This window comes from Streptomyces sp. NPDC014995 (genome assembly GCF_043080745.1).
In the GTDB taxonomy this organism is placed as follows: Bacteria; Actinomycetota; Actinomycetes; order Streptomycetales; family Streptomycetaceae; genus Streptomyces.
This window is the reverse complement of record NZ_JBIBVX010000028.1, coordinates 1-23,819: the sequence shown is the minus strand read 5'-3', so window position 1 is coordinate 23,819 and position 23,819 is coordinate 1. Positions and strand designations below refer to the sequence as shown.

Genomic DNA, 23,819 nt, shown 5'->3' with positions numbered 1-23,819 from the left:
GGGGGGGACAATCACATGAACACCCAGACTCCGATATCCGGCGTGTTCTTCAAGCACGCGTCGCTGCGCAGCCTGCTGACCTACCAGGCCCGGCTGCGCCCCGACGACATCGCCGTCACGACGACTGGCGACGACCTCACCTTCCGCGAACTCAAGGCCGGAGCTGACCTCTTGGGCTCCCACCTGATCGCGCTGGGCGTCGCGCCGGACACCTGCGTCGGCCTCTACACCGAGCCATCGGCCGACCTGATGACCGGCGTCTGGGGCATCCTCACCGTCGGCGCCGCCTACCTGCCGCTCTCGCCCGACTATCCCGAAGCCCGCCTCCGGTTCATGGTCGAGAACTCGGGGACCCGAGTCATCGTCACCCAACCGCACCTGCGCGAGCAGGCACTGCGCCTCGCACCCGAGGGCACCCGGGTCGTCACCACGGCCGACGCCTGCGAAGTCCCGGCGGCCCCGCTGCCGCAGTCGCACGGCGAGCACCTCGCCTACGTCATCCACACCTCGGGCAGCACCGGCAAGCCCAAGGGCGTGATGATCGAGCAGCGCAGCATCGTCTCCCAGTTGCAGTGGCTGGCCAACTGCGGACACCTCGGCCCAGGTGTGTCGATCCTGCAGAAGACGCCGATGAGCTTCGACGCCGCACAGTGGGAAATCCTGGCCAACGCCGTCGGGGCCCGCGTGGTCATGGGCGTCCCCGGGCTCTTCCGGGACCCCGAGGCCGTCATCACCATGATCTGCGAGCACCGGGTGACCGCGCTGCAGGCCGTGCCGACCCTGCTCCAGGCCCTCGTCGACACCGAGGAGTTGGGCGCGTGCACCTCCCTGACGCGGCTCTTCTCCGGCGGTGAGGCCCTCACCCGCACACTCGCCCAGGACCTGTTCACGGCCCTGCCCGGGGTGTCCCTGGTCAACCTGTACGGGCCCACCGAGACGACGATCAACGCCACCTCGCACTGGGTCGACCCCGACGTCCTCGGTGACGCCCCGGCCGGGATCCTCCCCGTCGGCGTGCCGGCCGACAACGTGACCTGCTACATCGTCGACGAGAACATGCAGCCGGTCGACATCGGTGAGAGCGGCGAGCTGTTCATCGGCGGCGTCCAGGTCGCCCGCGGCTACATCGGCCTGCCCGAGGTGACCGCCGAGCGCTTCCTCATCTCCCCGTTCAACCCGACCGAACGCCTGTACCGCACCGGCGACCTGTGCCAGTGGAACCCGGACGGCACGATCCAGTTCACCGGGCGCACCGACAACCAGGTCAAACTGCGCGGCTACCGGGTCGAGCTGGAGGAGGTCGCGTCCCGGATCGAGGAACACACCTGGGTGCGGCGCGCGGCCGCGATCGTCAGCGACGATCCGCGCACCGGCAGCAAGTCCCTCGTCGCCGCCGTGGAGTTGAACGAGCGCACCGCCGCGGTGATGGACCAGGGCCGCGACGACGCCGCGCACCACCAGTCGAAGGCGTCCAAGCTCCAGGTACGGGCCCAGCTCGCCAACCCCGGCCTGCGCACACCCGAGGAGCTGGCGGGCCGTCAGGTCGTCGCGCTGCCGGGCAAGGAGGCCACGCAGGAGCAGCGCCGGGAGGCGTTCGCCCGCAAGACCTACCGCTGCTACGACGGCGGCCCCGTCACGGCCGATGACCTCCTGGCCCTGCTCTCCCCACGCCACCGCACGCCGTACGCGCCGCGCGCGCTCACCGACCTCACCCTGGGGGAACTCGGGCGGATCCTGCGCTGGTTCGGCCCGTTCCGCAGCGAGGAACGGCTCCTGCCCAAGTACGCCTACGCCTCACCGGGCGCCCTGTACGCCACCCAGCTGTACCTGGAGATCAGCGGCCTGTCGGGTCTGTCCGGCGTCTACTACCACCACCCCGCCGACCACACCCTCGTACGCGTCGGAGATCTGCCCGAAGAGGCGTCGGCGCCGAGCCTGCGGGTGCACTTCCTCGGCCGGAGGCGGGCGATCGAGCCCGTCTACAAGAACAACATCGTCGAGGTGCTGGAGTTCGAGGCCGGCCACATGCTCGGCGTGTTCGAGGAGGTCCTGCCCGGACACGGCTTCACCATCGGCCCCGTCGCTTTCGAGCCCGCCGTCAGGACGCGGCTCGACGTCGCCGAGGACGACCACTACCTGGGCACGTTCGCGATCACCGAGGACCACGACAGAGCCCGCCCGGAAGAGGTGGAGCTGTACCTGCAGGCCCACGGCGACCGGGTGGCGGGGCTGGCGGCGGGCCTGTACCGGTACCGGGAAGGGCGACTCGACCGGATCGGCTCGGACGTCGTGGAGCGACGGCACGTCATCGCCATCAACCAGGGCGTGTACGACGCGGCCTCATTCGGGATCAGCGCCGTCTCCCGCGCCACGGACGACTGGCGGACGTACATCGTGCTCGGCACCCTGCTGCACCGACTCCAGCGCGTCCCCGGGATGGGCTTCATGTCCTCCGGCTACTCGTCGAAGACGGGCAACCCCCTGCCGGCCTCCCGGCGGCTGGACGACCTGCTCGCGGCTGCCGGTGAGCCCGCAGCGCCCGCCTCGTACTTCTTCGTCGGCAGCCGGATCAGCGCCGAGCAGGCCGCGCACGAGGGCATGAACGAGGACGCCGTCCACACCAAGGGACCCGCGGAGATGATCCGCGACGACCTGGCGCAGTTCCTCCCGGACTACATGATCCCGGCCCGCGTGGCGGTGGTGAACGAACTGCCGCTCACCGCGAACGGGAAGATCGACTGCAAGGCCACGGCGCTTCTGCCGGAGGTCGCCCAGGTCCGGACCGCGACGCAGTACATTGCTCCCGCGACGGCGACGGAGCGGTGGTTGGCCGCCGAGTGGGGCCGGATGCTGAAATACGACGACGTCTCCACCGAGGACGAGTTCTTCGCCTCGGGCGGCAACTCCCTGCATGCCGTCGCGCTGGTCAACAGGATCAACCGGGAGTACGAGACCTCCCTGCCCCTGCAGGTGATCTTCGAGTCGCCGAAGCTGGCGGACCTTGCCGCACGCGTCGACGGCGGCACTCCCGAGCGCGCCTCCCGCCTCGTCCCGCTGCACACGGGCGGGGCCGGCAGTCCGGTGTTCTGCTGGCCGGGTCTCGGCGGCTACCCGATGAACCTGCGGCTGCTCGCCGGGGGCATGGACCTCGACCGACCCGTCACCGGCATCCAGGCGCACGGCATCAACGCCGGCGAGGTGCCGTACGGCACGATCCGGGAGATGGCCATGGCCGACGTGGCGGAGATCCGCCGCGTCCAGCCGTCCGGGCCGTACACGCTGTGGGGTTACTCCTTCGGCGCCCGGGTCGCCTTCGAGGCGGCCTGGCAGCTGGAGCAGTTCGGCGAGAAGGTCGAGAACCTGCTGCTGATCTGCCCGGGCAACCCCGAGGTGCGCACCGAGGACGGGCGGCGCTGGGGCCGCGAGGCCTCCTTCGCCAACCCCGCCTACGTCACCATCCTGTTCTCCGTCTTCGCGGGCACCGCTCGCGGCCCGGCCGTGCAGGCCTGCCTGCGCGAGGCCACGGACGAGGACTCCTTCGTGACCTTCGTCCACGGCCGTCTGCCCGCGCTGGACGAAGGAACGATTCGCCGGATCACCCGGATCGTCGCGGAGACGTACGAGTTCGAGTACAGCTTCCGTGAGCTGCGGGAACGCCGGATCGACGCGCCGGTCACGATCTTCAAGGCCCGGGGCGACGACTACTCGTTCCTCGAGTCCAGCTCCGGCTACTCCGCGACACCACCGACCGTCGTCGATCTCGACGGGGACCACTACGGGGTGCTGAAGAAGCATGGCGTCGCCGAACTGATCAGCCGGATACGAAGCGTGACGAACCGTCACTGAAGCTCCTCGCCCCGCGGGTCCCCCGTCGCGGGGCGAGGTCCCCACTCAGAAAGGGAAGCGGCCGTGCCGCACATCAGCATCAAGCATTTTCCCCGCACCTTCACCGAGGCCGAGAAGGCCGACCTGGTCGCCTCACTGACCGAGACCGTCACCCGGGTGTTCGGGACCGAGCCCGGAGCGGTGTCCCTCGCGGTGGAGCCCGTCGAGCCCTCCCTCTGGGTGGAGCGGGTCCACGTGCCGGAGATCGACGACAAGTCCCATCTGCTGTGGAAGCAGCCGAACTACTCGAAGCCCATCCCCGTCGAAGGAAACCGATGAGCCGCATCCCCGTCGTCCACAGCGAAGAGGTCCGCGAGGCCCTGCACGAGCGCCGTCCGGTGGTCGCGCTGGAGTCGAACGTCATCACCCATGGTCTGAAGTACCCGCACAACGCCGAGACCGCGCTCAAGGTCGAGGCGGCCGTCCGCAAGGGCGGCTCGGTCCCGGCGACCATCTGCGTCGAGGACGGCGCCATCCGCGTCGGCATGACCGAGCAGGACATCGAACGGTTCGCGTCCGGGTCAGGCATACCCAAGGTCTCCAGCCGGGACCTGCCCGTGATGCTCGCCCGCCGGGGCCGCGGCGCGACCACCGTCGCGTCCTCACTCGTCGCCGCCGAGCTCGCCGGGATCCCGTTCTTCTCCTCGGCGGGGCTGGGCGGCGTCCACCGGGGCGCGCAGACCACCATGGACGTCTCCTCGGACCTGATCCAGCTCACCCGCTCCAAGGTCGCGGTCGTGTGCGCCGGCGCGAAGATGATCCTCGACCTGAAGCTGACCATGGAGTACCTGGAGACCCAGTGCGTCCCGGTGATCTCCTACGGCTCGGACGACTTCCCCGCGTTCTACTGCGCCTCCAGCGGTGTCAGGTCACCGCACCGCATCGACGACGAGGATCTGATCGCCGAGGTCGTCGCCACCCACTGGGCCACCGGCCACCCCGGTGGCGTGGTCCTCACGACCCCGCCCCGCGCCGAGGACGCCGTCGACTCCGCCGAGGCCGAGGCCGCGATCAACGACGCGCTCGCCCAGGCCGAGCGGGACGGCGTCACCGGCCAGGGCCTGACGAAGTACCTGATGCACGCGGTCGACCGAGCCACCGGCGGCCGTACCGCCCAGGCCAACATGGCCGTTCTCATCTCCACAGCCGAGGTCGGCGGCCGTCTCGCCGCGGCCTACGCCCGCCATCAGACCGAGCGCGCCTGACACCGTCGCACTCCCGCACTCCCGCAAAGGAAGATCCATGACCTCTCTCTTCGACTCCGTCACCTTCGGCAAGATCCCGCTGAGCAACCGGCTCGTCATGGCGCCCATGACCCGCAACCGGGCCAAGCCGTGCGGCGGGGCGACCGAGTTGATGGCCGAGTACTACGCGCAGCGCGCCTCGGCCGGACTCATCATCACTGAGGGGACCCAGCCCTCCCAGGTCGGGCAGGGCTTCCTCAACACGCCGGGCCTGCATCACCCCGAGCAGGTCAAGACCTGGCGGACCGTCACGGACGCCGTGCACGCCGCGGGCGGCCGTATCGTCGTCCAGCTGATGCACTCCGGCCGGATCGGCCACCCGTCGCTCTACGCCAGCGCCCACACGTCCGTCGCCCCGTCCCCGGTCGCGGCGGCCGGGCAGTGCTTCACTCCCGACGGCCCGCAGGACTATCCCGTCCCGCACGAGCTGACGACCGACGAGATCGCCACCACCGTCGAGGACTTCGCGACCGCAGCCCGCAACGCGGTCGAGGCGGGCTTCGACGGCGTCCAGATCCACGCCGGCAACGGCTTCCTGCTTCACCAGTTCCTCGCCGAGAACACCAACCACCGCACCGACGCGTACGGTGGCTCCCTCGCGAACCGCATCCGCCTCACCGTCGAGGTCACCGAGGCCGTCGCCGCGGCGATCGGCAACGAGCGCACCAGCGTGCGTGTCTCACCCGGCAACACCTACAACGACATTGCCGAGGGCGACACCGATGCCCTGTACGCCGCCCTGGTCCCGGCCCTGCCTGAGCTCGCGTTCCTCGAGGTCTGCGAGATCGTCACGCGCCCCGTCACCCGCGCCGTGCGGGACCTGTGGCAGGGCAACCTGGTGGTCAACCCGCACGCCACCGCGGACTCCTTCCCGGCCACGACCGAGACGGCCCGGCAGATCCTTGACGCGGGCCTCGCCGACGCCGTGTCCCTCGGCGCCCTCTTCCTGGCCAACCCCGACCTGCCCGCCCGGATCCAGGCCGGCGGCCCGTTCAACGAGCCCGACGAGTCGACGTACTACGGCGGCGACCACCGCGGCTACACCGACTACCCCGCCCTCGGCAAGTGAGAGCGGTGGCCAGGGGCGCCGAGCGTCAGTTGCTGCTGTTCTCCGGGCGGGCCCACCCCGACCTCGCCGAGCGGATCGCCCGGGAACTGGGCACCGGTCTGGTGCCGACACAGGCGCGGGACTTCGCCAACGGTGAGATCTACGTCCGCTTCGAGCAGTCGGTGCGTGGCGCGGACTGCTTCGTCGTCCAGTCCCACACGGCACCGATCAACATGTGGATCATGGAGCAGCTCATCATGATCGACGCGCTGAAACGGGCCTCGGCCCGCAGTGTGACCGTCGTGGCCCCGTTCTACGGCTACTCACGCCAGGACAAGAAGCACAAGGGCCGCGAGCCGATCTCGGCCCGGATGGTCGCGGACCTGCTCACCGCCGTCGGCGCGGACCGCGTGATCACCGTCGATCTGCACACCGACCAGATCGTGGGCTTCTTCGACGGTCCCGTGGACCACCTCTTCGCGCTGCCCACGCTCGCGGACCACATCGCCGCGGGGACGGACCACGACCGGCTCACCGTGGTGTCGCCGGACGCCGGACGGGTGCGGGTCGCCGACCGGTGGTGCGACCGGCTCGGCGCGCCGCTCGCCATCGTCCACAAGAAGCGCGACAAGGACGTCGCCCACCAGGTCAGCGTCCATGAGGTCGTCGGCGACGTCGAGGGCCGGGTGTGCGTTCTGGTGGACGACATGGTCGACACGGCGGGCACCATCTGCGCCGCGGCCGAGGCGCTGTACGCGAACGGCGCCGAGGACGTCATCGTCGCGGCGACGCACGGCATCCTGTCCGGCCCGGCCGTGGACCGTCTGAAGAACTCCCAGGTCAGCCGATTCGTCTTCACCGACACCCTGCCGACGGCCGCCGCGACCGGCCTGGACAAGGTCGAGGTCCTGTCCATCGCCCCCGTGGTCGCCCACGCGATCCGGGAGATCTTCGAGAACGGCTCGGTCACCAGCCTCCTCGAGGAGCTGTGACCTAAGGCCCGCGCAGTCACCGCATTTTGTGACTGCGCGGGCCATTTGACGCGCAAGGGGCTTGATTATCGGGCCCGTCCGATAACGTCCTCCCCGAGTTCATCGGCTTCTGCCTCCGGCTGCTGGCCGTACAGGATCCCCCACACCGCACCACCTCCGTGTACGGCGGCGGCGCGGGCCCGGGCGACGACGACCTTCTCCCGGCGGGGGATTGCAAACGGTCTGGAACTCGACCGTGCAGCCGTCAACGCCGGCCTCACCCTCCCCGCACCACAACGGGCGGACCGAAGGCGTCAACAGCCGCACTAAACGGATCATGAGGCAGATGCACGGCCGCGGGGGCTTCGACCTGCTCCTCCACCGCATCCTCCTGCACTGACCGTCACCCTTCGTTACCACCGATTACGGGACAGAGCCGAACGATTTACAGTCCCGCTGTGCCAGGGTCCGTGCCGGACGCAGTCGGCACGGACCCTCTGTTGTTTGACGCCGGAGGGACCCCATCAGGCCCTCAGCTTCTCGTGCTGAGGGAGTGTCAGGCGGTGATGCGGACGGTTCCTCGTCGGCGCGGCGGCGGGCTCCGAATGTCCACCGCGGGGTCGGGGCGCGGGTCACCGTTCGTGACGCGCGCGGAGACCACGCGCGCGTGCGTTCATCCGATTCGCGCGCTTCCTCGGTAAGAAGCTCTTGGTGCAGGATCTTGGTCCTGTGTTCACCCTCGTCCCAGCGTTGCTGCAGGTAGTCGAGGTACGGGTCGAGGGTGGAGAGGCGACGTGGAGGCCGGCGCACTACCTCGTGCCAGGTGCGGGCCCTTGCGTACTTGGGCACCGTGCGGCGTTCCAGTCGGAGTTCGCGGGCTGCGGAGCTGTACGAACGGCCGGCATCGGTCAGCGCGTGCACGGTCCGGAAGAGCCGTCGGGCACGGCGGGTGCAGCCGTCGCTGTTGCTGTCGTTCGCGGCCTTCTACATCTCGAAGGCGTTGATCCGGAGAGCCGCAGTTCGAACTGGAGCCCGCAGACGTCCTCCTTGCGGTGAAGTATCAGCATGGCACCCGACTTGCCGCTTTCGCCCGAGCAGAATGGGGCCCTGCTGCCTGCGCCGCCGGGTTACCGGCCGGTGCCAAGGCGGCCCCCACTTCATCGTTCGCAAGGAAACCACGTTGACCGGAATCTTGCCGCCGACTGCCTACATGCACCGCCTCGCTGCCCTTGCAGTGTCTGGCGTCCTCCTGGCCGGCCCGGCCTTGATGGCTGAAGCCGCTGCCGTGCCCGCCACCGACGCTTCCACGGGCAGCGCCACCGCGGTGGCTTTCCGCGCAGCGCTGGACGTCTCCAGGCCCGGGCCGATTGCAACGGTGCCCCTGCGGGCCTCGCTCAACGACGTTCAGGCTCCGGCGACCGCGCAGAAGAGGACCCTCGATGTGACCCTCGACCAAGTCAACGGCGACCGCCCGGTCCGTCTGCTGCAGGCCGACGCCGCCATGGCCAAAGCCGACGTCGCAGGCGACCGAGCGGAAGGCACGTCCCACCTCGTGCGGGCACGGGTCCATGTGCCCGGTCTGCCTGTGCTGTCCCTGGTGGAGGTCGAAAAGGTCACGGCGACGGCAATCTGCGTCGCCGGACAGGAACCGGCCGCCGAGTCCGAGGTCCTGGGACCCATCACCGCCCTTGGCAAACGGCTCTCGCTGGCGTCCGGCACCGCCACCGTCGAGGCCCCGGGCGTGGGCACGGTCCAGCTGTCCCTGTCCCAGAAGGAGTCGACGAGCAGCACGGCCGCCTCCACCGCACTCCAACTGCAGGTATCCGTTGATCCGTTGGACCTGGGCGTCGAGAAGGTGGAGGGCACCGTGACCCTGGCGCAGGCCGCCTGCCGGTCACCTCAGCCCGCACCCGACAGCCCGGCACCGTCCGCCGCGCAGTCGGTCATCCCCGCAGCGCCTGGACGGTCGGCGCCCCGCCCCCAAACGATCACAGACGCCCAGGGCAACAACCTGGCGGAAACCGGCGGCAGCGCTCTTACGCCGTACCTCCTGGCAGCCGGGGCGGCCCTCGTCACCGTAGGCGGAGGCGCCACGGCACTCGTCCTCAGGCGCAACCGCAGGCACCCCTGACCCCAGCACGGCACGACGGTCCGCGCTGAGCAACGCAACGGTCACCCCTGGCGGGAGCCCATCGCGTCAACTGGGCAGCGAGGCTGGGGATGCCCGGCGCGACCGCATCGGTGCCGGGGCCCCACCACAATCTGCTCGCCCAAAGGCCCGGGCCGTCTGTGCTCACGGAGCGGGCTGCCCGGACGCCGACGCCTCCCCATGCCCGCACCCAGCAACTGTCCGGGCAGCACAGTCCGCCCATCCAGAGGTTCTCCGACCTCGCACTTCACCTGCGCCCACAACAGACGCCAAGTGGAGTTTCCCCGTGATGTTGGACACTCGATGCTTACGCCGGGAGGGCGTGTCCTTGCTCGTGTCGTTGCCGGATCTCCGGCGGGGTGAGGTAGCCCCAGACCGGATGCTTCCGCAGCCGCCGTCGGGTTGTAGAAGGTCTCGATGAAGGCGAAGATCTCCGCTCGGGCACTCGCCCGGTCCGGTCAGCAGCGCGTGCCGATCTCTTCTTTCAGCAGTGCGAAGAACGACTCGGCGGCGGCGTTGTCGAAGCACGAGCCGGTGCGGCCCATGCTCTGCTGTATCCCCAACCGGAGTATTTCCCAGCGGAGTTCGTCGGAGGTGTACTCGCTGCCGCGGTCCGAGTGCGCGATGCAACCGGGCTGGAGCCTGCTGCGTCCGGCTGCCATGACCAGCGCACCGACGACCAGGCAGGCGCGGTGGTGGTCGGCCATGGAGTAGCCGACGATCGCGGGTCGTCAGATCGAGCCAGGTTGCCAGGTAGAGCCAGCCCTCGTCGGTGGCGATGAAGGTGATGTCGCCGACGAGCTTCATCCCGGGTGCGGGAGCGGTGAAGTCCCGCCCGAGCAGGTCCGCCGCGGGCACAGCCCTCTTGGCCGGACGGGTCAGCGATCGGCGCCTGCGGCGGGTCACGCCGGCGATGCCGCGCTCGCGCATGACGCGCTCGATGCGCTTGCGGTGGATCCGGTGCCCGAGCCGGCGCAGTTCAGCATGGATCCGCGGCACCCCATAGGCGCCGCGGGAGGCCAGGTGCAGCACGGTGATCTCGTGCGCCAGGGCGTCGTCCGCGGCCTGCTTCGCCCGCCGGGTCTTCTCACCGGCCAGCCACGCGTAGAAGGAGGAGCGGGCCACCTTCAGCAGCCGGCACAGGAGAGCAACGCCGTGGGTGGTCTTCTCCGCCTCGATGAACGCATATACCTCGCTCATCGATCACGCTCGTTCGCGAAGAAGAGTGCCGCTTTTCGCAGCACCTCGATCGTCTCCGCCTGCTCGGCGGCCAACCTCCGCAGTCGGCGAAGCTCTTCGCGCTCCGCCGTCGTCAGCTCTCCCGGCGCTCCCTGCCCGCGGTCGATTGTGTCCTGCTTGACCCAATTCCGCAGTCCCTCGGCGCTGACCCCGAGCTCCCGGGCCACCTCGATGACGGTCTTCCCGGAGGAGTGCACGAGTGCGACCGCATCCGGCGTTGTCACGGGTGTGGGGGTGTCTGACGGTGTGCCGGGGCGTGGCGGACCCGGTTCCGGGCTGTGCTCACGGCGCGGTGGGTAGGCCGGCGACGCCGGTGATCTGCTCCCAGATCGCGAAGCGGACGGTCATCTCGGCTCGATAGTCGGATGCGGGGATCAGATGGCGGCGGGGGCGGAAGTGGGGTGAGATGCCGCTGAACGCGGACAGGAACCGCTGGGCTCCGCTCACGGAGCGGAAGCCTTTCATCGCCCGTTCGCGTTGCTTGGTGGTTCTGGTGGCTGTTCTCGGCCCGGTTGTTCAGGTACTTCGACTGCCGGTGCTCGAGGGAGGGCATGACCTCGCGGTGGGCCGCGCCGTAGGAGCGGAGCTTGTCGGTGACGATCATCCGCGGCGCCGTGCGGGTCTTCTTCATCAGCCTGCGGAAGAAGCGCCTGGCCGCGGCCTTGTCCCGGCGGTCCTGCACGAGGATGTCAAGGACGTTGCCGTCCTGGTCGACGGCCCGCCACAGGGAGCTCTGCTCCCCAATGATCTTGATGAAGACCTCGTCCAGGTGCCACTTGTCACCAGGCCGGCTGCCGGCGGCGCAGAGCGCCTGCGTACCGCTGCCCGAACTTGGCGCACCAGCGGCGCACCGTCTCGTACGAGACGACGATCCGCCGCTCAAGCATCAGCTCCTCGACCTCGCGGAACGACAGCGGGAAGCGGAAGTACAGCCACACACAGTGGGAGATGACCTCGACCGGGTACCGGTGACCCTTGTACGACGGCGACACGGCCCCCACGGACAGCCCCCTCCAGCACGATCAACCAGAAGATCATTCCACCCGATCAACCAACGTGACAGCGCCGTACCGGAGTTTTTCGGCTTGGGGTCAAGCGGCGTCCCACTGATGCGGGCGGCCTCCGCGCCACTCCATCCACTGAGGGTCGTCCATGACAGCGTCCGGCCGGTCGACCCCAGCCGCTTCCAGGAACACCACCAGGTCATGGTCGGAGTAGGCCGTTCCCAGGATTTCGTCACGGCCGTGCCGGTGCGCCGTTACTCATCGGCCGCCACTGGCAGAGGGTCGGTGTACGACAATCGGCGCGCTTGTCATGCCTTCCAGCCTGCCCCTGCGGACTCACGCTGCGCCAGCCGCCGCCAGCACCGCCACCGGCAACAGCAGCATCCACTGCGGCAGGCGCAGCAGCGGCTTCGACCAGCTGGCCGCCAGAGAGACAGCGAGGAAGACGCCCGAGTAGGCGACGAAGTGGGCGGCCAGAAGCCAGGCGATGGTGTCACCGCCGGGGCGGTCGCCCAGGGCCAGCCAGATCAGGGCAACAGCGGCCAGCATCAGGTCGGTGGTGACCATGTGCCAGACCGCGTGCAGGACGCGGCGAGGTTCGCCCGGGAGGTTGCCGGCCAGCAGCGGCCGGACGACATCTTGACCGCCCGCCACGGCGTGGATGGCGGCGACCGCCCCGGCGGTTATGCCAGCGGCGAGGAACCAGGCGTTCATCGGGTCTCGATTCCGCGGCCTACGATGGCCGCCAGTTGCGCGGCCAGCTGCGCGCTGGGCTGCTCGCCCACCAGGCCGACGTGGAAGAAGACAGCGCCAGCCAGCGTGTCCAGAACCAGATCGACCGGCAGGCCGGGGTCAGTCTCCCCGCGCTGGGCGGCTCGCTCGAACACGGCCGCCAGGCCGGCCTTGGCCGGGGCCAGGAACTCAGATCGGATGCGGGCCTGCGACTCCGGGTTGGCGGCGAAGTCGGCCAGCAGGCCCGGCAGGGCCGCGGCGGCGGCCGGAGCAGAAAACTCCTGGATCAGGGCCTCCAGCAGGGCGGTCAGGTCACTGGCCAGGCTCCCGGTGTCCGGTGCCGGAGCCGTTTCGGTCTCGGTGAAGACCGCCTCGTACACCAACTCAGCCTTCCCCGACCAGCGCCGGTAGACGGTGTCCTTGCCGACGCCGGCCCGGGCCGCCACCGCCCCGATGGAGGTGGCGGCGTAACCCAGTTCGGTCACCAGCTCGACCGTGGCAGTCAAGATCGCCTGATGGGCACGGCTGTCTCGGGGACGCCCACGCGGGGCGTTGGGAAGCGTCACGCTATAACCATACGGGACGAGCCGTTGGATTAATGCGTCAGGGGAGCAAGACGGGTAGGTCGATGCGGCCACCAGTAGCGACTGGTGGCCGCATCTGTGAGGTTCGGCAGTTACCGCCGCCTTACCGTCGATCAAGAACCATCAGGACCAGTGTTGCCGTCCCCGGTGGAGACACCGTCGGAGACGCTCCCACCCGTGGCGACCGATCGCTCACCTGTGGCTTGGACGGTTCCGCCCGGTCCGGCCGGCGGAGGCGGCGGCACCCTCATCGTCCGCCGGCGGCTGGGTGCGGGGGCTGTTGCGTTGTGGCTGCCAGTGGAGACACCGCCAGTAATGCTTCCGCCAACAGCGACGGCTTGATCTCCACTGGCCGTGACCGACCCTGCCGCTGGCTGGGGGGCTGGCCGCTTGAGGGCATAAATCGACACCCCCAGACCTGCCAAACCGGCAATTGCCCCTAGCACGCTGGCGACTTGGTCGGCGGTATCGAGGTCTCGCGCCACGACCAGCACGAGGAGCCCCCCGGCCAGCAAAGCCCCGACGACCGCGCCAGCCCAGGCTTGCACTCTCCGCTGTTGTGTCATGTCAGCCATCATCAACTACGACCCGTTCACCACATCACCGAAAAATGAAGTGGACTCAGCCATTCCGCATTGCGCCAGCGGCAGGACCGGTGAGCGTCCGCCGAACCGAGGCCCGGCCCGCAGCCAGAGAACTCATCATTTCCAAGCCCCATCCTTCTTGACAACACTGGGATACGGGGATTTGAGTTCAGTGGATTTGGTCCGAAACGGGGCACCCTTGTCATCGACAATGAGTGTTCCCTGTTTACCCTTATGCGTCCAATCGAGACCCAACTTCCAGGTGATGAGGCAATCGCATTGTGTGAAATCGTCATCGACAGCGGCGTTGGCCTCGATGGCGAAGATTTCCGGATCACTGGCCGAAACCTTGTACCCGAACGGTCTCTGGATCACCGATAGCCTGTCGTCCTTGCGGGTTACGAGCTCGAAGTCCGGGTCGTCGCTGCCCAACATGACTCGATAATTGCGCTCAGGGAGACCGCCACCACAACCGACGGCGAGCGCGACGTCAGTGCCAGCTGGCGGGATCGGCTCCTTTCGCCGCTCGACTACCCGCATATTGCGCAGCACGACGTCATGACTGTTCATTCCCTGGACGACTAATCTAAGTCGCGTGATGCTTTCATCGATACCGCCGTGCCGGTGAGCCCACTCGGCCGTGGGCTCCCCCGGAGGCACGGGAATGTCTTCCGGCTTCTTGCCAGGGAACGTCCAGCCATCACAATCGTCCTCGGACGGCGTGTACTCCACTGTGGTGGCGAGCGGAGGCATGTCGGAATCGTCGTCGCCCGAGTACCAGACAATGAGGCCGCCGAGAACCACCAGAGCTAAAAGGACTGCCGCCACTGTCAGTGCGGTGGGCGGCGGGTGCAGGTGCGTGACGTTGTGGTTACCGGCGATGACCGGCCCGTTTACGTTCCCACCGGTGGCCACTGATCGTGGGCCGCTGGCCTGGACACTCACCGCCCCCGGATTCGGAGGTATCGAGGCAGCAGGTGCTGGCGCTGCCTGCCTGTTGTTACCGCCACCGACAGCACCGTTACGAGCGTGCCGAAGTCTCCTCATGCCCACCTACGACTCGCTCTGTGAGGAACCGCTGCCCACGCGGCGACCCCGGCGATCACTCGGGAACGACTCCGCCCGTGATGGCCGCGGTGATCGTCGCCTCGACACGTGTCGCTCCAAGCCACAGTCCCAACCCCCTGCCGTCCGACCTGCTGGCTGGATTTTGGCACGGTCAACTGCTGACCGAGCGGTGCCGGTCCTTCCACGCGGTGATCACCGGCTCGATCAACGCCCACTGCTCGTCCGATAAGTCGCTCGGGTACGGCTTGCGTTCACTCACCCGGTCACATCACCAGATCAACAAGCGCGGACCGGCAGATTCTGCCCCGCAGCCACACCATCAGGCGACAGCAGATCCACTCAAAGAGTCATGAACCCCGCTAAGAGTGTGATTCACCCAAGCCGGGCGTCCCAAGACGGTTGAAGCCGGCGAGGCGCGGCGAGACGACGAAGGGGAAGGATTCGCCATCGGGGGTCTTGAGGGCCGCCACGATGTCATGGTCCGGTGCACCGAATATCTCGAAGTGCTGCACGGTGCAGTGCTCCATTACCTCGCGGATGTACGGATCCGAGAGCCGCCAGTGGGCGCGGATGGCATCGGAGTCGCGGTAGAGCTGGAAGCTGTGCGCCAGCATCCGCTCCTCGTCGATGAAGACCTCGACCATGAGCTGAGGGCCGTGCTCTTGAGCGAATGCCACCGCCTGCGCGATGGCGCGCCGGAAACCGTCGAGGTGACCGTCCGTGATGCGCATGGTATTGCGGAAGAGAATGGTGCTGCTCTTTGCGATCTCCATGCGCCGAGTGTTGCGCCTCAACCAAAGTTGAGGTCAAGGGCGCAGCTCAGCCGGGGAACCGGCGACGACACTGAGGCTGCTGATGAAGCCCTGGCGGGCCGCCTCGCGCTCTTCTCCGGCACGGAGGACCGAACAGCACCTCCCACCCGAGCCCAGCGGTGAACCGAACATTAAGTTACAAACCGCCCTCTCAGAGTCCGGTGCGTGACCTTTGGGCGGCTGTGGGCCGTCCTGAGCTGGGGATGTCGGCGCCGGACGCTGTTTCTGTCACTCGGCTGCGGAGCAGCCGTGTGGGCATGCCACTTGGTTGTGAGCGCGCGGCGTGATGGCTACGCCGTTACACGGGATGCTGCCTCGTTTGGAGCGCGGGGTCATCGTTGCCAAAAGCCAGTTGAGATGGTGCCTTTGATGGGGAAGGGTCTGTGGTCATGGAGTTCTTCTGCTATCACCGTGACCGGCCCGGCTCCCTCGCGTTACGCGAGGAGTTGGTGGAGGAGCACTGGGCCTACATGGACCGGTACGCGAAGGAGCTGATCGCTCGCGGCCCGACCTTCGCCGATGATGGTGAGACACCCACCGGCAGCGTGCACATCGTCGACCTGCCCGACGCCGCTGCCGCCCGCGCGTTCGCCTTCGACGAGCCCAACTACCAGGCCGGCGCGTACCGGGATGTGCTGGTGCGCCGGTGGCGCAACGTGCTGGGGCGCACCATGTGGGATTTCCCCGGTGGCCGGACCGATGGCAACCGGTACCTGGTGCTCGGGCTCGGCGAGGGCCCGGCCGCCGACCTTGCCCTGCCGCTCGACCGGGAGGAGCTGGTCGCGTACGGGCCGCTGCTGTCCGACGACGGCGACACCTGGCTGGGTACGGCGGTGCTGCTCAGGGCCCCGGATCCGGACACGGCACGAGCCGTCCTGAATCCGGACCGGTACGCGGACATCGAGGTCCACGACTGGGAGTTCGGCGGGCGTCGATGAGCCACGAAGGCGCCGGGTTGATGTCATCTCCGGAGCACATTGACCTGGGACAGGAGCGGTGACGGTGGCGCTGCGGGCGGTTCCGCTGGTGGGCGGGCCGGTGGAGTTACGGGGTGCGTTGGACCTGGAGACCACACAGGCAGGGGTGATGCCGCGCCGGTTGCCCGCGTGGACCAAGGAGCAGTACCAGGACCCGTCGGTCTACGGGGTGACCGTGATGCCTTCGGGGGTGCGGCTGGTGTTCCGCACCGATGCGCGCGCATTGGAGTTCGAGGTACTCACCTCCACCGGCCAGCTCGACTCCGACTCCCACCCTCGCCCGACCGGGATGCTGGAGTTACTGGTGGACGGCGCCTTGGCCGGGCGTCAGCAGGCGCCGGTGGGCAACGTGCTGCGGATGGCGGGCCCCGGGGCCGTACAGCGACTCATCCCGGGCGAGCCAGGGACCGTACGGTTCGCCGGGCTGCCGGCCGGCATGAAGGGCGTCGAGTTGTGGCTGCCACAGCAGACCCCGACGGAACTGGTGGCACTGCGCGCTGACGGTGACGTGCTGGCACCGCTGCCGGACGGGCGGCGCCGCTGGGTGCACCACGGCAGTTCCATCAGCCACTGCATCGAGGCTGACGGCCCGACCGGGACCTGGCCGGTGGTGGCAGCTGCGCTCGGAGGGGTGGAGGTGATCAACCTCAGCCAGGCGGGCAACGCGCTGCTGGATCCCTATGTCGCCCGGACGATCCGCGATACGCCCGCCGACCTGATCAGCCTCAAGGTGGGCATCAACATCGTGAGCCTGTCCGCCTTCCGACTGCGGACGTTCGGCCCGGCGGTACACGGATTCCTGGACACGATTCGGGATGGACACCCGGACACCCCGCTGCTGTTGATCTCTCCGGTGAGCTGTCCGGCCCTGGAGGAGGCCCCCGGCCCGACCGCGACCGGCCCGGACGGGAGGCTCGCTGCCCTGGGCGACCCGGCCGATGTGGCCGGCGGGGCATTGTCGCTGGCGGTGGTCCGTGCCGAGCTGGCCCGGATCGCTGCGGCACGACAGGCGTCCGATCCTCACCTCCACTATCTCGACGGACGGGAGCTGCTCGGCCCGGACGAGGCAGATGACCTGGCCGACGGCCTTCACCCCACCGCCGCCGCATACCGTCGAATGGGCAAGCGCTTTGCAGCCCACGCCTTCGCGACCGACGGTCCCTTCCGCTGAGTGAGCTGGGCTCCACACCCCGCACCAGGTGTGGAGCTTCCACGCTCTTCCGGCCGGGGATTCAGGCCACTGCTTGTCTTATGAAGGATGGGTTCGTGTGATCTCTTCCACTGGAACGTCGTTGTCGCCGTTGGGGCAGCGATTGCGCGTACTGCTGAGTGCAGAGCGTGTTATCGGTGATCTGCGCCGTTACTTCGGGATCGGTCTGCCGCCCGGCGGGGTGCCGTTCACCGGCAGTCGGTTCGAGCATCTGGCGGGTGGGGGAGACCGGCCGGAGGTTGCCGACCGGATCACGGCGGAGGACCTGGTCGCGGTGCAGACCTTGTCGGTGACTGTTCCGGCGTCCGTCGCGCTGGACATCCTGGAGGGGCGCCTCGGCGCGCGGCTGTCCGGTCTGCTGCAGGCCATTCCCAGGGACATCGATATGGCTGATGCCGAAGCGGCTGGCGTGGCCGACGGTTCGCCGGCGGACCAGGCCTGGCACCTCCTTCGTGACCAGCCCGATGTCGGATGGGTGATCGCGGGGAAGATTCTGGCGCGTAAGCGTCCGCGGTTGCTCCCGGTCTACGACCGAGTCGTCCGCTGTGCCGTCGGCCGGCCGCCGTCCTTCTGGCTCGCTCTCCATGCCGCCCTGCGCGAGGACGACGCCGCGTTGCACCGCCGACTGCTGGAACTGAGGCAGGCCGCGGGGCTACCCGAGACGGTGAGTGCGCTGCGGGTGTGCGATGTGGCGGTATGGATGAACCACCGGGCCGTCGGCCACGCCTGCCCTTGAGGCTGCCTGCCGTCAAAGCGACCCGAGGGGGCGTCCTGGCGTGTGAGGGTGACGGACTTTACCAACCGTCGCTGGGGTGTGTGTGACGTTCGCGTGGAGTGGTCCGGGGACGTGGGGGAGGGTGTGGACTCGGGGCCCGGAGTGCCGCCACCGGGGCGGTTCCCGGTTCGGAGGGGGCGGCACATGGTGGGTGGCCGGTTGGTGGTGGGGGAGTTACGGGTACAGGAGATCGTCCATGGGGACGGGCGGGTGTCCTACACGGTCGTGGACACGGACTGCACGCTTGTGGCGTAGGCGGACGGGTTCCTGCGTACCTGTCGGGCGGGTACGGACCGGACGTACGCGTATGTGCTGGTGGATCATCTGCGGTGGCTGTGGTTCGCGGGCTTGGACGCAGGGTCGGTGTCGCTGGAGGATCTGCGGCACTACATGGCGGCTTTGGGGGCGAATTATCCGGGGCCGTTCGGGCTGCCGTGGCGAGAGGGGAAACGCCCGTACGGGCACAGTGCGTTGAAGACCGCGGCGGCCTGCCTGAAGGGCTTCTACCTCCACCTGGGTATCCGGGGCGTGAACCCGTCGCGGGCGGAGGCGCTGCGTGTGACGCGTCTGCCGACGCGGGCGGATCGGCGTCGGGCGATGCTCGGGCACGTTCTGCACAGCATGCCCGCGAACCCTCTGGCTCCGGGGGAGCGGGTGCGTCGGCATCCCAAGATGCTGCCCGAAGGCGCCCGGGATCTGCTGCTGGGGGCGGTGTCGTGCGCGCGGGACCGGATGGTGGTCACGTGGCTGGCCGACGGCGGTTTCCCGATCGGTGAGCTGTGCGGGCTGCGCCTGGTCGACCTGCACCTGCGGGAGCAGGCCGCGTGCGGTCAGTGCCGGGGTCCGCATGTGCACATCTGCCACCGTGAGGACAACGCCAACCGGGCCCGGGTCAAGACGAAGACACCGGGGACCTGGCAGGACAACGCCGTAAGCGGCGGGACGGTACGCCGGGCGAGCCCGGCGGTGATCCACACCTACTTCGAGTACATCACCACCCAGTACCCCGCCCAGAGCGTTCACGGCATGCTCCTGGTCAGCCTGCACGGCCCTTCCCGCGGGGAGCCGTGGACCACGGCCGCGGCCCGGGGCATGCTGCGCCGGGCCGCGGCCCGTGGGGAGATCGGCCGGGTGGTACCGCACGCCTTCCGGCACAGCTTCGCCACCGCAGTGCTGGACGCTGCACGGGGCAACGCTGTGATCGCTCGGGATGCCGGCGGCTGGGCCTCGGCCGCGACCGTCGAGCAGGTCTACGGCCACGTGGACGTCCACGACCCGGTCTTCACCGCGGCGCTGGAGCAGGTGTGGGGGACATGCCCGTGATCCCGCTGACGCTGCTGCCCGGCCGCACCGACACCACCCGCATCGGCCGCGACCGGCTCGAACTGCTCACGGCCCTTACTGAGTTCGGCACTTCAGGGTGACGGTGATGGGCCGAGGGAGACGCCCCTGGCGCGGCGTTCAATCCGCCTCGGCCTGGCCGAGGTGCGCCTTGCGATGGTTACTGGACCAGCCTAGGCGCTTGCGATGTGCAACCTCGCCGCCGAGTTGCTCACTCCCTGCTGGAAGGCGCGGCAGGACGCAGGTGGACCACCGCGTCAGCATGGGGATGCCCGAATTCCCCAGAGTCTGCCCGATTATTCCGCACCGTTGAGCGCTGAACGATGAGGCGGGGTCGCCCTGGACCGTCTTGGCTCAGCCCAGCGTGTCCATCAGGGCGGTGACGTAGGCATCCAGTCGCTCCTCCACAGCTCGCGTCGTCAGCTCTGTCCTCCCTGCCTCCCGCCATGGCTGCGACACCAACTGCACTTCTTCTGAGGCGGCCATCCCGTCCCGTACCAGCCAGTACAGCCGCTCGCTCGCGGCCGCGGCCAGCACCCCGCCGGCCTCCTCATACGCCTCGGGGAACCGCAGGCCCCACTCCGGTCCGTGCAGCAGTGCGAGATTGACGGAGCAGTGCGCTACATCGAGATCCGCCGGGCCCCAGGAGGGCGCTGCCCAGTCGACGACGCCGGTGATCCGGGCACCTGCTGGCCTTGAGGACGGCACGTCGAACAGCACATTGCCGGGCTGGAAGTCCCGGTGCAGGAATCGTCCTTCATAGGGCGGCGCGGGCTTGCGGATCACGTCGATCGCCGCGGACCATACCGTCGCGTCGGCACCCTTCGGAGTCACGACGGTGTCGGCGGTCGTCAACGTCACATACTTTCGGGGCCGCTCAGCGGGTCGCAACGCGTGGATCGTCACGAGTTGACGGGCCAGCAAAGGGACGCGCGTCTCCAGTCCCTCATCGTCGAGGACCGGCCGGCCTGCCAGATGTGTCATAAGGAGCGATGGATACTCGCAATGCGCGGCGGTCAAATCAACCGCGACCAGTTCAGGAGCCGGCACGCCGGTCCCCGGGAGCAGGGTCAGGGCGGCGGCCTCCCTGCTCAGCCAGTCCTCGGCGTGCTCCACGTAGAACGGGTTGACGTAGGTCCGCAGCACCAGGTCACGGGTGCCTCCGCATCTGCACGCTGTATCCCATCCGGTGCAGCAGCCGGGTTACCCCGGAGACGCTGTAGGAGATGTGGAACTATCGTCCGATCAGCGTGCGTACCCTTGCTGCGGTCCATACCTGGTCGTCCGCCCAGCCGTGCGCGGCCGGCCCTCGTCGAGCCACATCGCGAGCTTGGCCTGCAGGTGGAGGCCGAGTCGGCAGTCGTGGCCGGAGGGGCCTCTGGAACGCAGCGCCTCGCGTCCGCCCGTCCTCCAGGTGCGGCGCCACTGGTAGACCGACTTCTCACTCACCCGTAACTCCCGGGCGAGGCATGGGACTTCCACGCCCTCCTCGAAGAGGTCAACGGCCCGCATCCGTACCTCTTCCCGGCGCCTGCGCTGCTCGGCGGTCAGCCCGCCTCCGTCCGGATACCGCATGCCTCCGGCGTACCAGCCCGGACTGACCGCGTCACCGGCCCCGTCACCAATCCAGACCCCGAAAAGCCGAAATCAGTAATGCAACGGCGTTGCACCACAGGGGACATGACCCGGTGGCGGGCGAGGCGGAGGAGGGCCTGGGTGTGGGTTTTGCCCCGGGCTCGGCAGCGGTCGTAGTAGGTGCGGGAGGCGGGATCGTGCAGGGCGGCGAACGCGGAGAGGAACATCGCGCGTTTGAGCTGTCGGTTCCCGCCTCTGGGGGCGTGGTCGCCGTTGATCGAGGTCCCCGACTGTCTGGTGGCCGGGGCGAGGCCGGCGTAGGAGGCCAGGTGGGCAGCGGTGGGGAAGGTGCTGCCGTCGCCGATGGTGACCAGGAGGACTGCGGCGGTCCTGACGCCGACGCCGGGCATCGACGTCAGGACCTGGGAAAGAGGGTGGGCCTCCAGCAGGGCCTCGATCTGGGCTTCAAGGGCCCGGCGTTGTTCGTGGACGGTGGCCAGCGACTTCGCCAGCGAGGGCACGATCACATCGAGTGTGGCCGTGCCGGGAACGACGACGGTCTGTTCGTCGAGGGCGGTGAAGATGTCGTCGACGAGCCGGGTGGCCATGCGGGGTGCCTTGGGCCGGATGACCTCGACGAGCCTGCGGCGGCCGGCCTTGCGCAGAGCGGCCGGGGATCCGTAGCGCTCGAGGAGCCAGGTGATGGCGGGGTGGTCCAGGCGGGGTCCCAGGACGCGTTCGAGGCTGGGGTGGAACTGGGTGAGCAGGCCGCGGATGCGGTTGGAGGTGCGGTTGGCCTCGCCGGCCAGGTCCTGGTCGAAGCCGACCAGCATGGTCAGTTCGGCGGTGATCTCGTCGGCCGGTTCGAGGGAGCGCAGGGTGTGGGGCATGGTGCGGGCGGCGTCCGCGATGACGGCCGCGTCGCGGGCGTCGGTCTTGGCCTCGCCCGGGTAGAGGTCGGCGATCCGCCGCATCGCCAGGCCGGGAAGGTAGGCGACCTGGCAGCCCGCGTCACGGGCAACGGTCAGTGGAAGGGCACCGATGGAGGCGGGCTGGTCCACGATCACCAGGACGGTGCCGAACTTTGTCTTGAGTTTGTCGAAGACGGCCCGCAACTGGGGTTCGTTGTTCGGCAGTGGCTTGTCGAAGACCTTCTTCCCGGCCGGGGTGAGCCCATGGCCGTGGTGGTTGCTCTTGCCGACGTCCAAGCCGAGGAAGACGCCCACCTGGTCGATGTCGATCACCGTGCCCCCACATGCGTCGATGCTGTGCCGGCCTCGCGGTCGGGGCCGTTCGCGCGCATCACGTTATGCAGACCTGCCGCCCGCGAGTGGCCAAACATTGCGCCGGGCCGGACGGCGGTCGGACCTCTGATCAGCGTCTCTGACGGTACCCCTCGGGCCCGGTGACACCACCCCCCAGGTCATCCGATCGACAGGGGGCAACAGCCATGCCGGGCCCGGAGGCCAGCGGCCCTCTTGCAGGACCGCGAAGAAGATAACGGGGCAAACCGATGTGCGGCTGAGAGCCGCGGGTGATTACGCCGTAATCACCCAAGCTGTGTTGCCGCTCAATGTCAGCTCATACACGGCGCTGTGAGCCAAGCGCCACGCCTGCGAAAGCGCCGTCGGCACGGCAAGCCTCTCAACGCTGCGCTCACGCTGACAGAGTCGCAACCCAACCCCGCTCGGGGCTCATCGAGGGCGCCGAGCTAGTTCTGGTCGAGGCGGCATTCGCCTGCTCCCTCTCCAAGATCTCCGGGCAGGCGTCCAATCCGTACAGAAGCAGAGCGCCCACGTCAGCGGCCGGAAACGAGCTCGGCAGCGGCTGCGATCGCAAGGCGCGCGCCGTCGCTCGTCCCCGCCGGACGTGCTGTATGGCGCTCTGCCTTCCTCAGCTCCCGGACGGTTGCCTCCACGTAGATGCCGAGGCTGACCAATTGGGTAGGGGTCTTGCAGTGGGGGAGTACAGCTTCCGTCTGCTCCAGCCAGAACGTCACGTCATCGTCGTCGTCCAACTCGGCGCGGTGGGCGAGGAGACGGTGCGCGACGGGGGCCAGGAGGGCATGGCGACGGGCGGCTTCCTCCTCGGCTCGGCGTGTGGCGGCAGCTTGAACGGCTGCCTGTCGTTCCGCGAGGAGAACAGCTTCAGGGGTACGTCGCACTGGGCGGCCGGGGTCTGATGGATTGGCCATGGCGGCAGCGCGTAGCCGCAGTGCTTTGTTATAGGCAGCGCTGGGCGCTGTGACGGCGAGTGCTGGCGCCAAGTGAGCCCATTCCGCGCCGGCGGCACGCGCGTCCTCCACCGCTGTGGCTTGGTGGAGTCAGCTTGTTCGCGGAGGTACTGCCACAGACGTCACCCGGCCCGGTGGGCAGCGTGCCGCCGGCTTCCAGGTGCTGCCGGGTGAGGTGGAAGCAGCGTTGCCATTCGACTGGCCATGTGGGGCACCAAGAGGGGTCGATGTCCTCGAGCTGCTCGTGCCGGTCTTCCGGCAGCGCGCCGGCCGCCGACGGGACGGGCAGGTCGTCGGCACGCCGTTGCTCGATTTCAGCGGCCTTCCGGGCGGCGGCGCGTGCGTTCTTCAGCCAGATGCCCACCCGGTACCCCTGGTAGGTGGCGTC

20 protein-coding genes and 6 pseudogenes are annotated in these 23,819 nt (G+C 68.8%); 12 read left to right on the top strand and 14 right to left on the bottom strand.

Going from position 1 to position 23,819, the window contains the following annotated elements; genetic code table 11:
* Positions 1 to 15: 15 nt before the first annotated feature.
* The 7 genes and pseudogenes from ACF1A1_RS37435 (at position 16) to ACF1A1_RS37405 (ending at position 9,279) form a co-directional block, all read left to right on the top strand.
* Positions 16 to 3,846 carry an amino acid adenylation domain-containing protein gene (locus ACF1A1_RS37435; RefSeq protein ID WP_392006405.1) on the top strand — a complete coding sequence of 1,277 codons (3,831 nt, stop codon included), beginning with the start codon at positions 16 to 18 and terminating at the stop codon, positions 3,844 to 3,846.
* A 63-nt stretch (positions 3,847 to 3,909) separates the two neighbouring features.
* Entirely contained in the window at positions 3,910 to 4,164 is a 255-nt protein-coding gene (locus ACF1A1_RS37430; RefSeq protein ID WP_392006403.1) for a tautomerase family protein, read from the top strand.
* The gene (locus tag ACF1A1_RS37425; RefSeq protein ID WP_392006401.1) at positions 4,161 to 5,090 is read left to right on the top strand and encodes a pseudouridine-5'-phosphate glycosidase; all 930 of its coding nucleotides are present in this window, start codon (positions 4,161 to 4,163) and stop codon (positions 5,088 to 5,090) included. Before ACF1A1_RS37430 ends, ACF1A1_RS37425 begins: the two co-directional genes overlap by 4 nt.
* A gap of 37 nt (positions 5,091 to 5,127) precedes the next feature.
* Complete coding sequence (locus ACF1A1_RS37420) at positions 5,128 to 6,198, top strand: alkene reductase (protein ID WP_392006399.1); 1,071 nt, start codon at positions 5,128 to 5,130, stop codon at positions 6,196 to 6,198.
* On the top strand, positions 6,195 to 7,169 hold the full coding sequence (locus ACF1A1_RS37415; RefSeq protein ID WP_392006397.1) for a ribose-phosphate diphosphokinase: 975 nt from the start codon (positions 6,195 to 6,197) through the stop codon (positions 7,167 to 7,169). Before ACF1A1_RS37420 ends, ACF1A1_RS37415 begins: the two co-directional genes overlap by 4 nt.
* 213 nt (positions 7,170 to 7,382) lie before the next feature.
* Positions 7,383 to 7,548 (top strand): annotated as a pseudogene (locus ACF1A1_RS37410) (ISL3 family transposase); the annotation flags it as partial.
* A 780-nt stretch (positions 7,549 to 8,328) separates the two neighbouring features.
* A complete protein-coding gene (locus tag ACF1A1_RS37405; protein ID WP_392006395.1) occupies positions 8,329 to 9,279 on the top strand; it encodes an SCO1860 family LAETG-anchored protein in 951 nt (316 codons plus the stop codon).
* A 476-nt stretch (positions 9,280 to 9,755) separates the two neighbouring features.
* Here ACF1A1_RS37405 and ACF1A1_RS37400 read toward each other — a convergent pair whose 3' ends face one another.
* The 9 genes and pseudogenes from ACF1A1_RS37400 to ACF1A1_RS37360 all read right to left on the bottom strand — a co-directional run bounded on the left by ACF1A1_RS37400 (position 9,756) and on the right by ACF1A1_RS37360 (position 15,281).
* Positions 9,756 to 10,019, bottom strand: coding sequence for a DDE-type integrase/transposase/recombinase (locus ACF1A1_RS37400; protein ID WP_392006462.1), 264 nt, complete (start codon positions 10,017 to 10,019; stop codon positions 9,756 to 9,758).
* A 178-nt stretch (positions 10,020 to 10,197) separates the two neighbouring features.
* Positions 10,198 to 10,497 (bottom strand): annotated as a pseudogene (locus tag ACF1A1_RS37395) (IS3 family transposase); the annotation flags it as partial.
* Positions 10,494 to 10,760 carry a transposase gene (locus ACF1A1_RS37390; protein ID WP_392006393.1) on the bottom strand — a complete coding sequence of 89 codons (267 nt, stop codon included), beginning with the start codon at positions 10,758 to 10,760 and terminating at the stop codon, positions 10,494 to 10,496. The gene ACF1A1_RS37390 and the pseudogene ACF1A1_RS37395, both read right to left, overlap by 4 nt.
* 58 nt (positions 10,761 to 10,818) lie before the next feature.
* Positions 10,819 to 11,537, bottom strand: a pseudogene (locus tag ACF1A1_RS37385) (IS6 family transposase).
* 339 nt (positions 11,538 to 11,876) lie between these two features.
* A complete protein-coding gene (locus ACF1A1_RS37380) occupies positions 11,877 to 12,254 on the bottom strand; it encodes a hypothetical protein (RefSeq protein WP_392006391.1) in 378 nt (125 codons plus the stop codon).
* Positions 12,251 to 12,838 (bottom strand): TetR/AcrR family transcriptional regulator, encoded by a 588-nt coding sequence (locus ACF1A1_RS37375; RefSeq protein WP_392006389.1) that lies wholly within the window; start codon positions 12,836 to 12,838, stop codon positions 12,251 to 12,253. Before ACF1A1_RS37375 ends, ACF1A1_RS37380 begins: the two co-directional genes overlap by 4 nt.
* A gap of 719 nt (positions 12,839 to 13,557) precedes the next feature.
* A complete protein-coding gene (locus ACF1A1_RS37370; RefSeq protein WP_392006387.1) occupies positions 13,558 to 14,385 on the bottom strand; it encodes a hypothetical protein in 828 nt (275 codons plus the stop codon).
* A 298-nt stretch (positions 14,386 to 14,683) separates the two neighbouring features.
* A pseudogene (locus ACF1A1_RS37365) lies at positions 14,684 to 14,767 on the bottom strand (transposase); the annotation flags it as partial.
* A 100-nt stretch (positions 14,768 to 14,867) separates the two neighbouring features.
* Positions 14,868 to 15,281, bottom strand: coding sequence for a hypothetical protein (locus ACF1A1_RS37360; protein WP_190050716.1), 414 nt, complete (start codon positions 15,279 to 15,281; stop codon positions 14,868 to 14,870).
* 428 nt (positions 15,282 to 15,709) lie between these two features.
* Here ACF1A1_RS37360 and ACF1A1_RS37355 point away from each other — a divergent pair, with 428 nt between their 5' ends.
* The 4 genes from ACF1A1_RS37355 to ACF1A1_RS37340 all read left to right on the top strand — a co-directional run bounded on the left by ACF1A1_RS37355 (position 15,710) and on the right by ACF1A1_RS37340 (position 19,605).
* Entirely contained in the window at positions 15,710 to 16,258 is a 549-nt protein-coding gene (locus ACF1A1_RS37355; protein ID WP_392006385.1) for a YciI family protein, read from the top strand.
* A 58-nt stretch (positions 16,259 to 16,316) separates the two neighbouring features.
* Positions 16,317 to 17,468, top strand: coding sequence for a GDSL-type esterase/lipase family protein (locus ACF1A1_RS37350; RefSeq protein ID WP_392006383.1), 1,152 nt, complete (start codon positions 16,317 to 16,319; stop codon positions 17,466 to 17,468).
* A gap of 97 nt (positions 17,469 to 17,565) precedes the next feature.
* A complete protein-coding gene (locus ACF1A1_RS37345) occupies positions 17,566 to 18,243 on the top strand; it encodes a DUF6308 family protein (RefSeq protein ID WP_392006381.1) in 678 nt (225 codons plus the stop codon).
* 660 nt (positions 18,244 to 18,903) lie between these two features.
* Positions 18,904 to 19,605 carry a tyrosine-type recombinase/integrase gene (locus ACF1A1_RS37340; protein WP_392006379.1) on the top strand — a complete coding sequence of 234 codons (702 nt, stop codon included), beginning with the start codon at positions 18,904 to 18,906 and terminating at the stop codon, positions 19,603 to 19,605.
* Positions 19,606 to 19,977: 372 nt separating this feature from the next.
* On the opposite strand, the pseudogene ACF1A1_RS37335 reads toward ACF1A1_RS37340, so the two are convergent.
* The 4 genes and pseudogenes from ACF1A1_RS37335 to ACF1A1_RS37320 form a co-directional block, all read right to left on the bottom strand.
* Positions 19,978 to 20,793, bottom strand: a pseudogene (locus tag ACF1A1_RS37335) (phosphotransferase family protein); the annotation flags it as partial.
* Positions 20,774 to 20,851 (bottom strand): winged helix-turn-helix domain-containing protein, encoded by a 78-nt coding sequence (locus ACF1A1_RS37330; RefSeq protein WP_392006460.1) that lies wholly within the window; start codon positions 20,849 to 20,851, stop codon positions 20,774 to 20,776. The pseudogene ACF1A1_RS37335 and the gene ACF1A1_RS37330, both read right to left, overlap by 20 nt.
* Before the next feature lie 17 nt (positions 20,852 to 20,868).
* Complete coding sequence (locus ACF1A1_RS37325) at positions 20,869 to 21,198, bottom strand: helix-turn-helix domain-containing protein (RefSeq protein ID WP_392006377.1); 330 nt, start codon at positions 21,196 to 21,198, stop codon at positions 20,869 to 20,871.
* Positions 21,171 to 22,442 (bottom strand): IS110 family transposase, encoded by a 1,272-nt coding sequence (locus ACF1A1_RS37320; RefSeq protein ID WP_392006375.1) that lies wholly within the window; start codon positions 22,440 to 22,442, stop codon positions 21,171 to 21,173. The genes ACF1A1_RS37325 and ACF1A1_RS37320 overlap by 28 nt, the downstream gene beginning before the upstream one ends.
* 713 nt (positions 22,443 to 23,155) lie before the next feature.
* On the opposite strand from ACF1A1_RS37320, the gene ACF1A1_RS37315 reads away from it, so the two are divergent.
* Positions 23,156 to 23,380 carry a hypothetical protein gene (locus tag ACF1A1_RS37315; RefSeq protein ID WP_392006373.1) on the top strand — a complete coding sequence of 75 codons (225 nt, stop codon included), beginning with the start codon at positions 23,156 to 23,158 and terminating at the stop codon, positions 23,378 to 23,380.
* 40 nt (positions 23,381 to 23,420) lie between these two features.
* Here ACF1A1_RS37315 and ACF1A1_RS37310 read toward each other — a convergent pair.
* A pseudogene (locus tag ACF1A1_RS37310) lies at positions 23,421 to 23,819 on the bottom strand (hypothetical protein); the annotation flags it as partial.

Excerpts from the sequence above, each read along its gene's own strand:
- ACF1A1_RS37325 (WP_392006377.1), bottom strand. The coding sequence starts at position 21,198 with ATGCGGTATCCGGACGGAGGCGGGCTGACCGCCGAGCAGCGCAGGCGC.
- ACF1A1_RS37380 (WP_392006391.1), bottom strand. The coding sequence starts at position 12,254 with ATGAACGCCTGGTTCCTCGCCGCTGGCATAACCGCCGGGGCGGTCGCC.
- ACF1A1_RS37360 (WP_190050716.1), bottom strand. The coding sequence starts at position 15,281 with ATGGAGATCGCAAAGAGCAGCACCATTCTCTTCCGCAATACCATGCGC.
- ACF1A1_RS37435 (WP_392006405.1), top strand. The coding sequence starts at position 16 with ATGAACACCCAGACTCCGATATCCGGCGTGTTCTTCAAGCACGCGTCG.
- ACF1A1_RS37425 (WP_392006401.1), top strand. The coding sequence starts at position 4,161 with ATGAGCCGCATCCCCGTCGTCCACAGCGAAGAGGTCCGCGAGGCCCTG.
- ACF1A1_RS37420 (WP_392006399.1), top strand. The coding sequence starts at position 5,128 with ATGACCTCTCTCTTCGACTCCGTCACCTTCGGCAAGATCCCGCTGAGC.
- ACF1A1_RS37355 (WP_392006385.1), top strand. The coding sequence starts at position 15,710 with ATGGAGTTCTTCTGCTATCACCGTGACCGGCCCGGCTCCCTCGCGTTA.
- ACF1A1_RS37340 (WP_392006379.1), top strand. The coding sequence starts at position 18,904 with ATGCCCGCGAACCCTCTGGCTCCGGGGGAGCGGGTGCGTCGGCATCCC.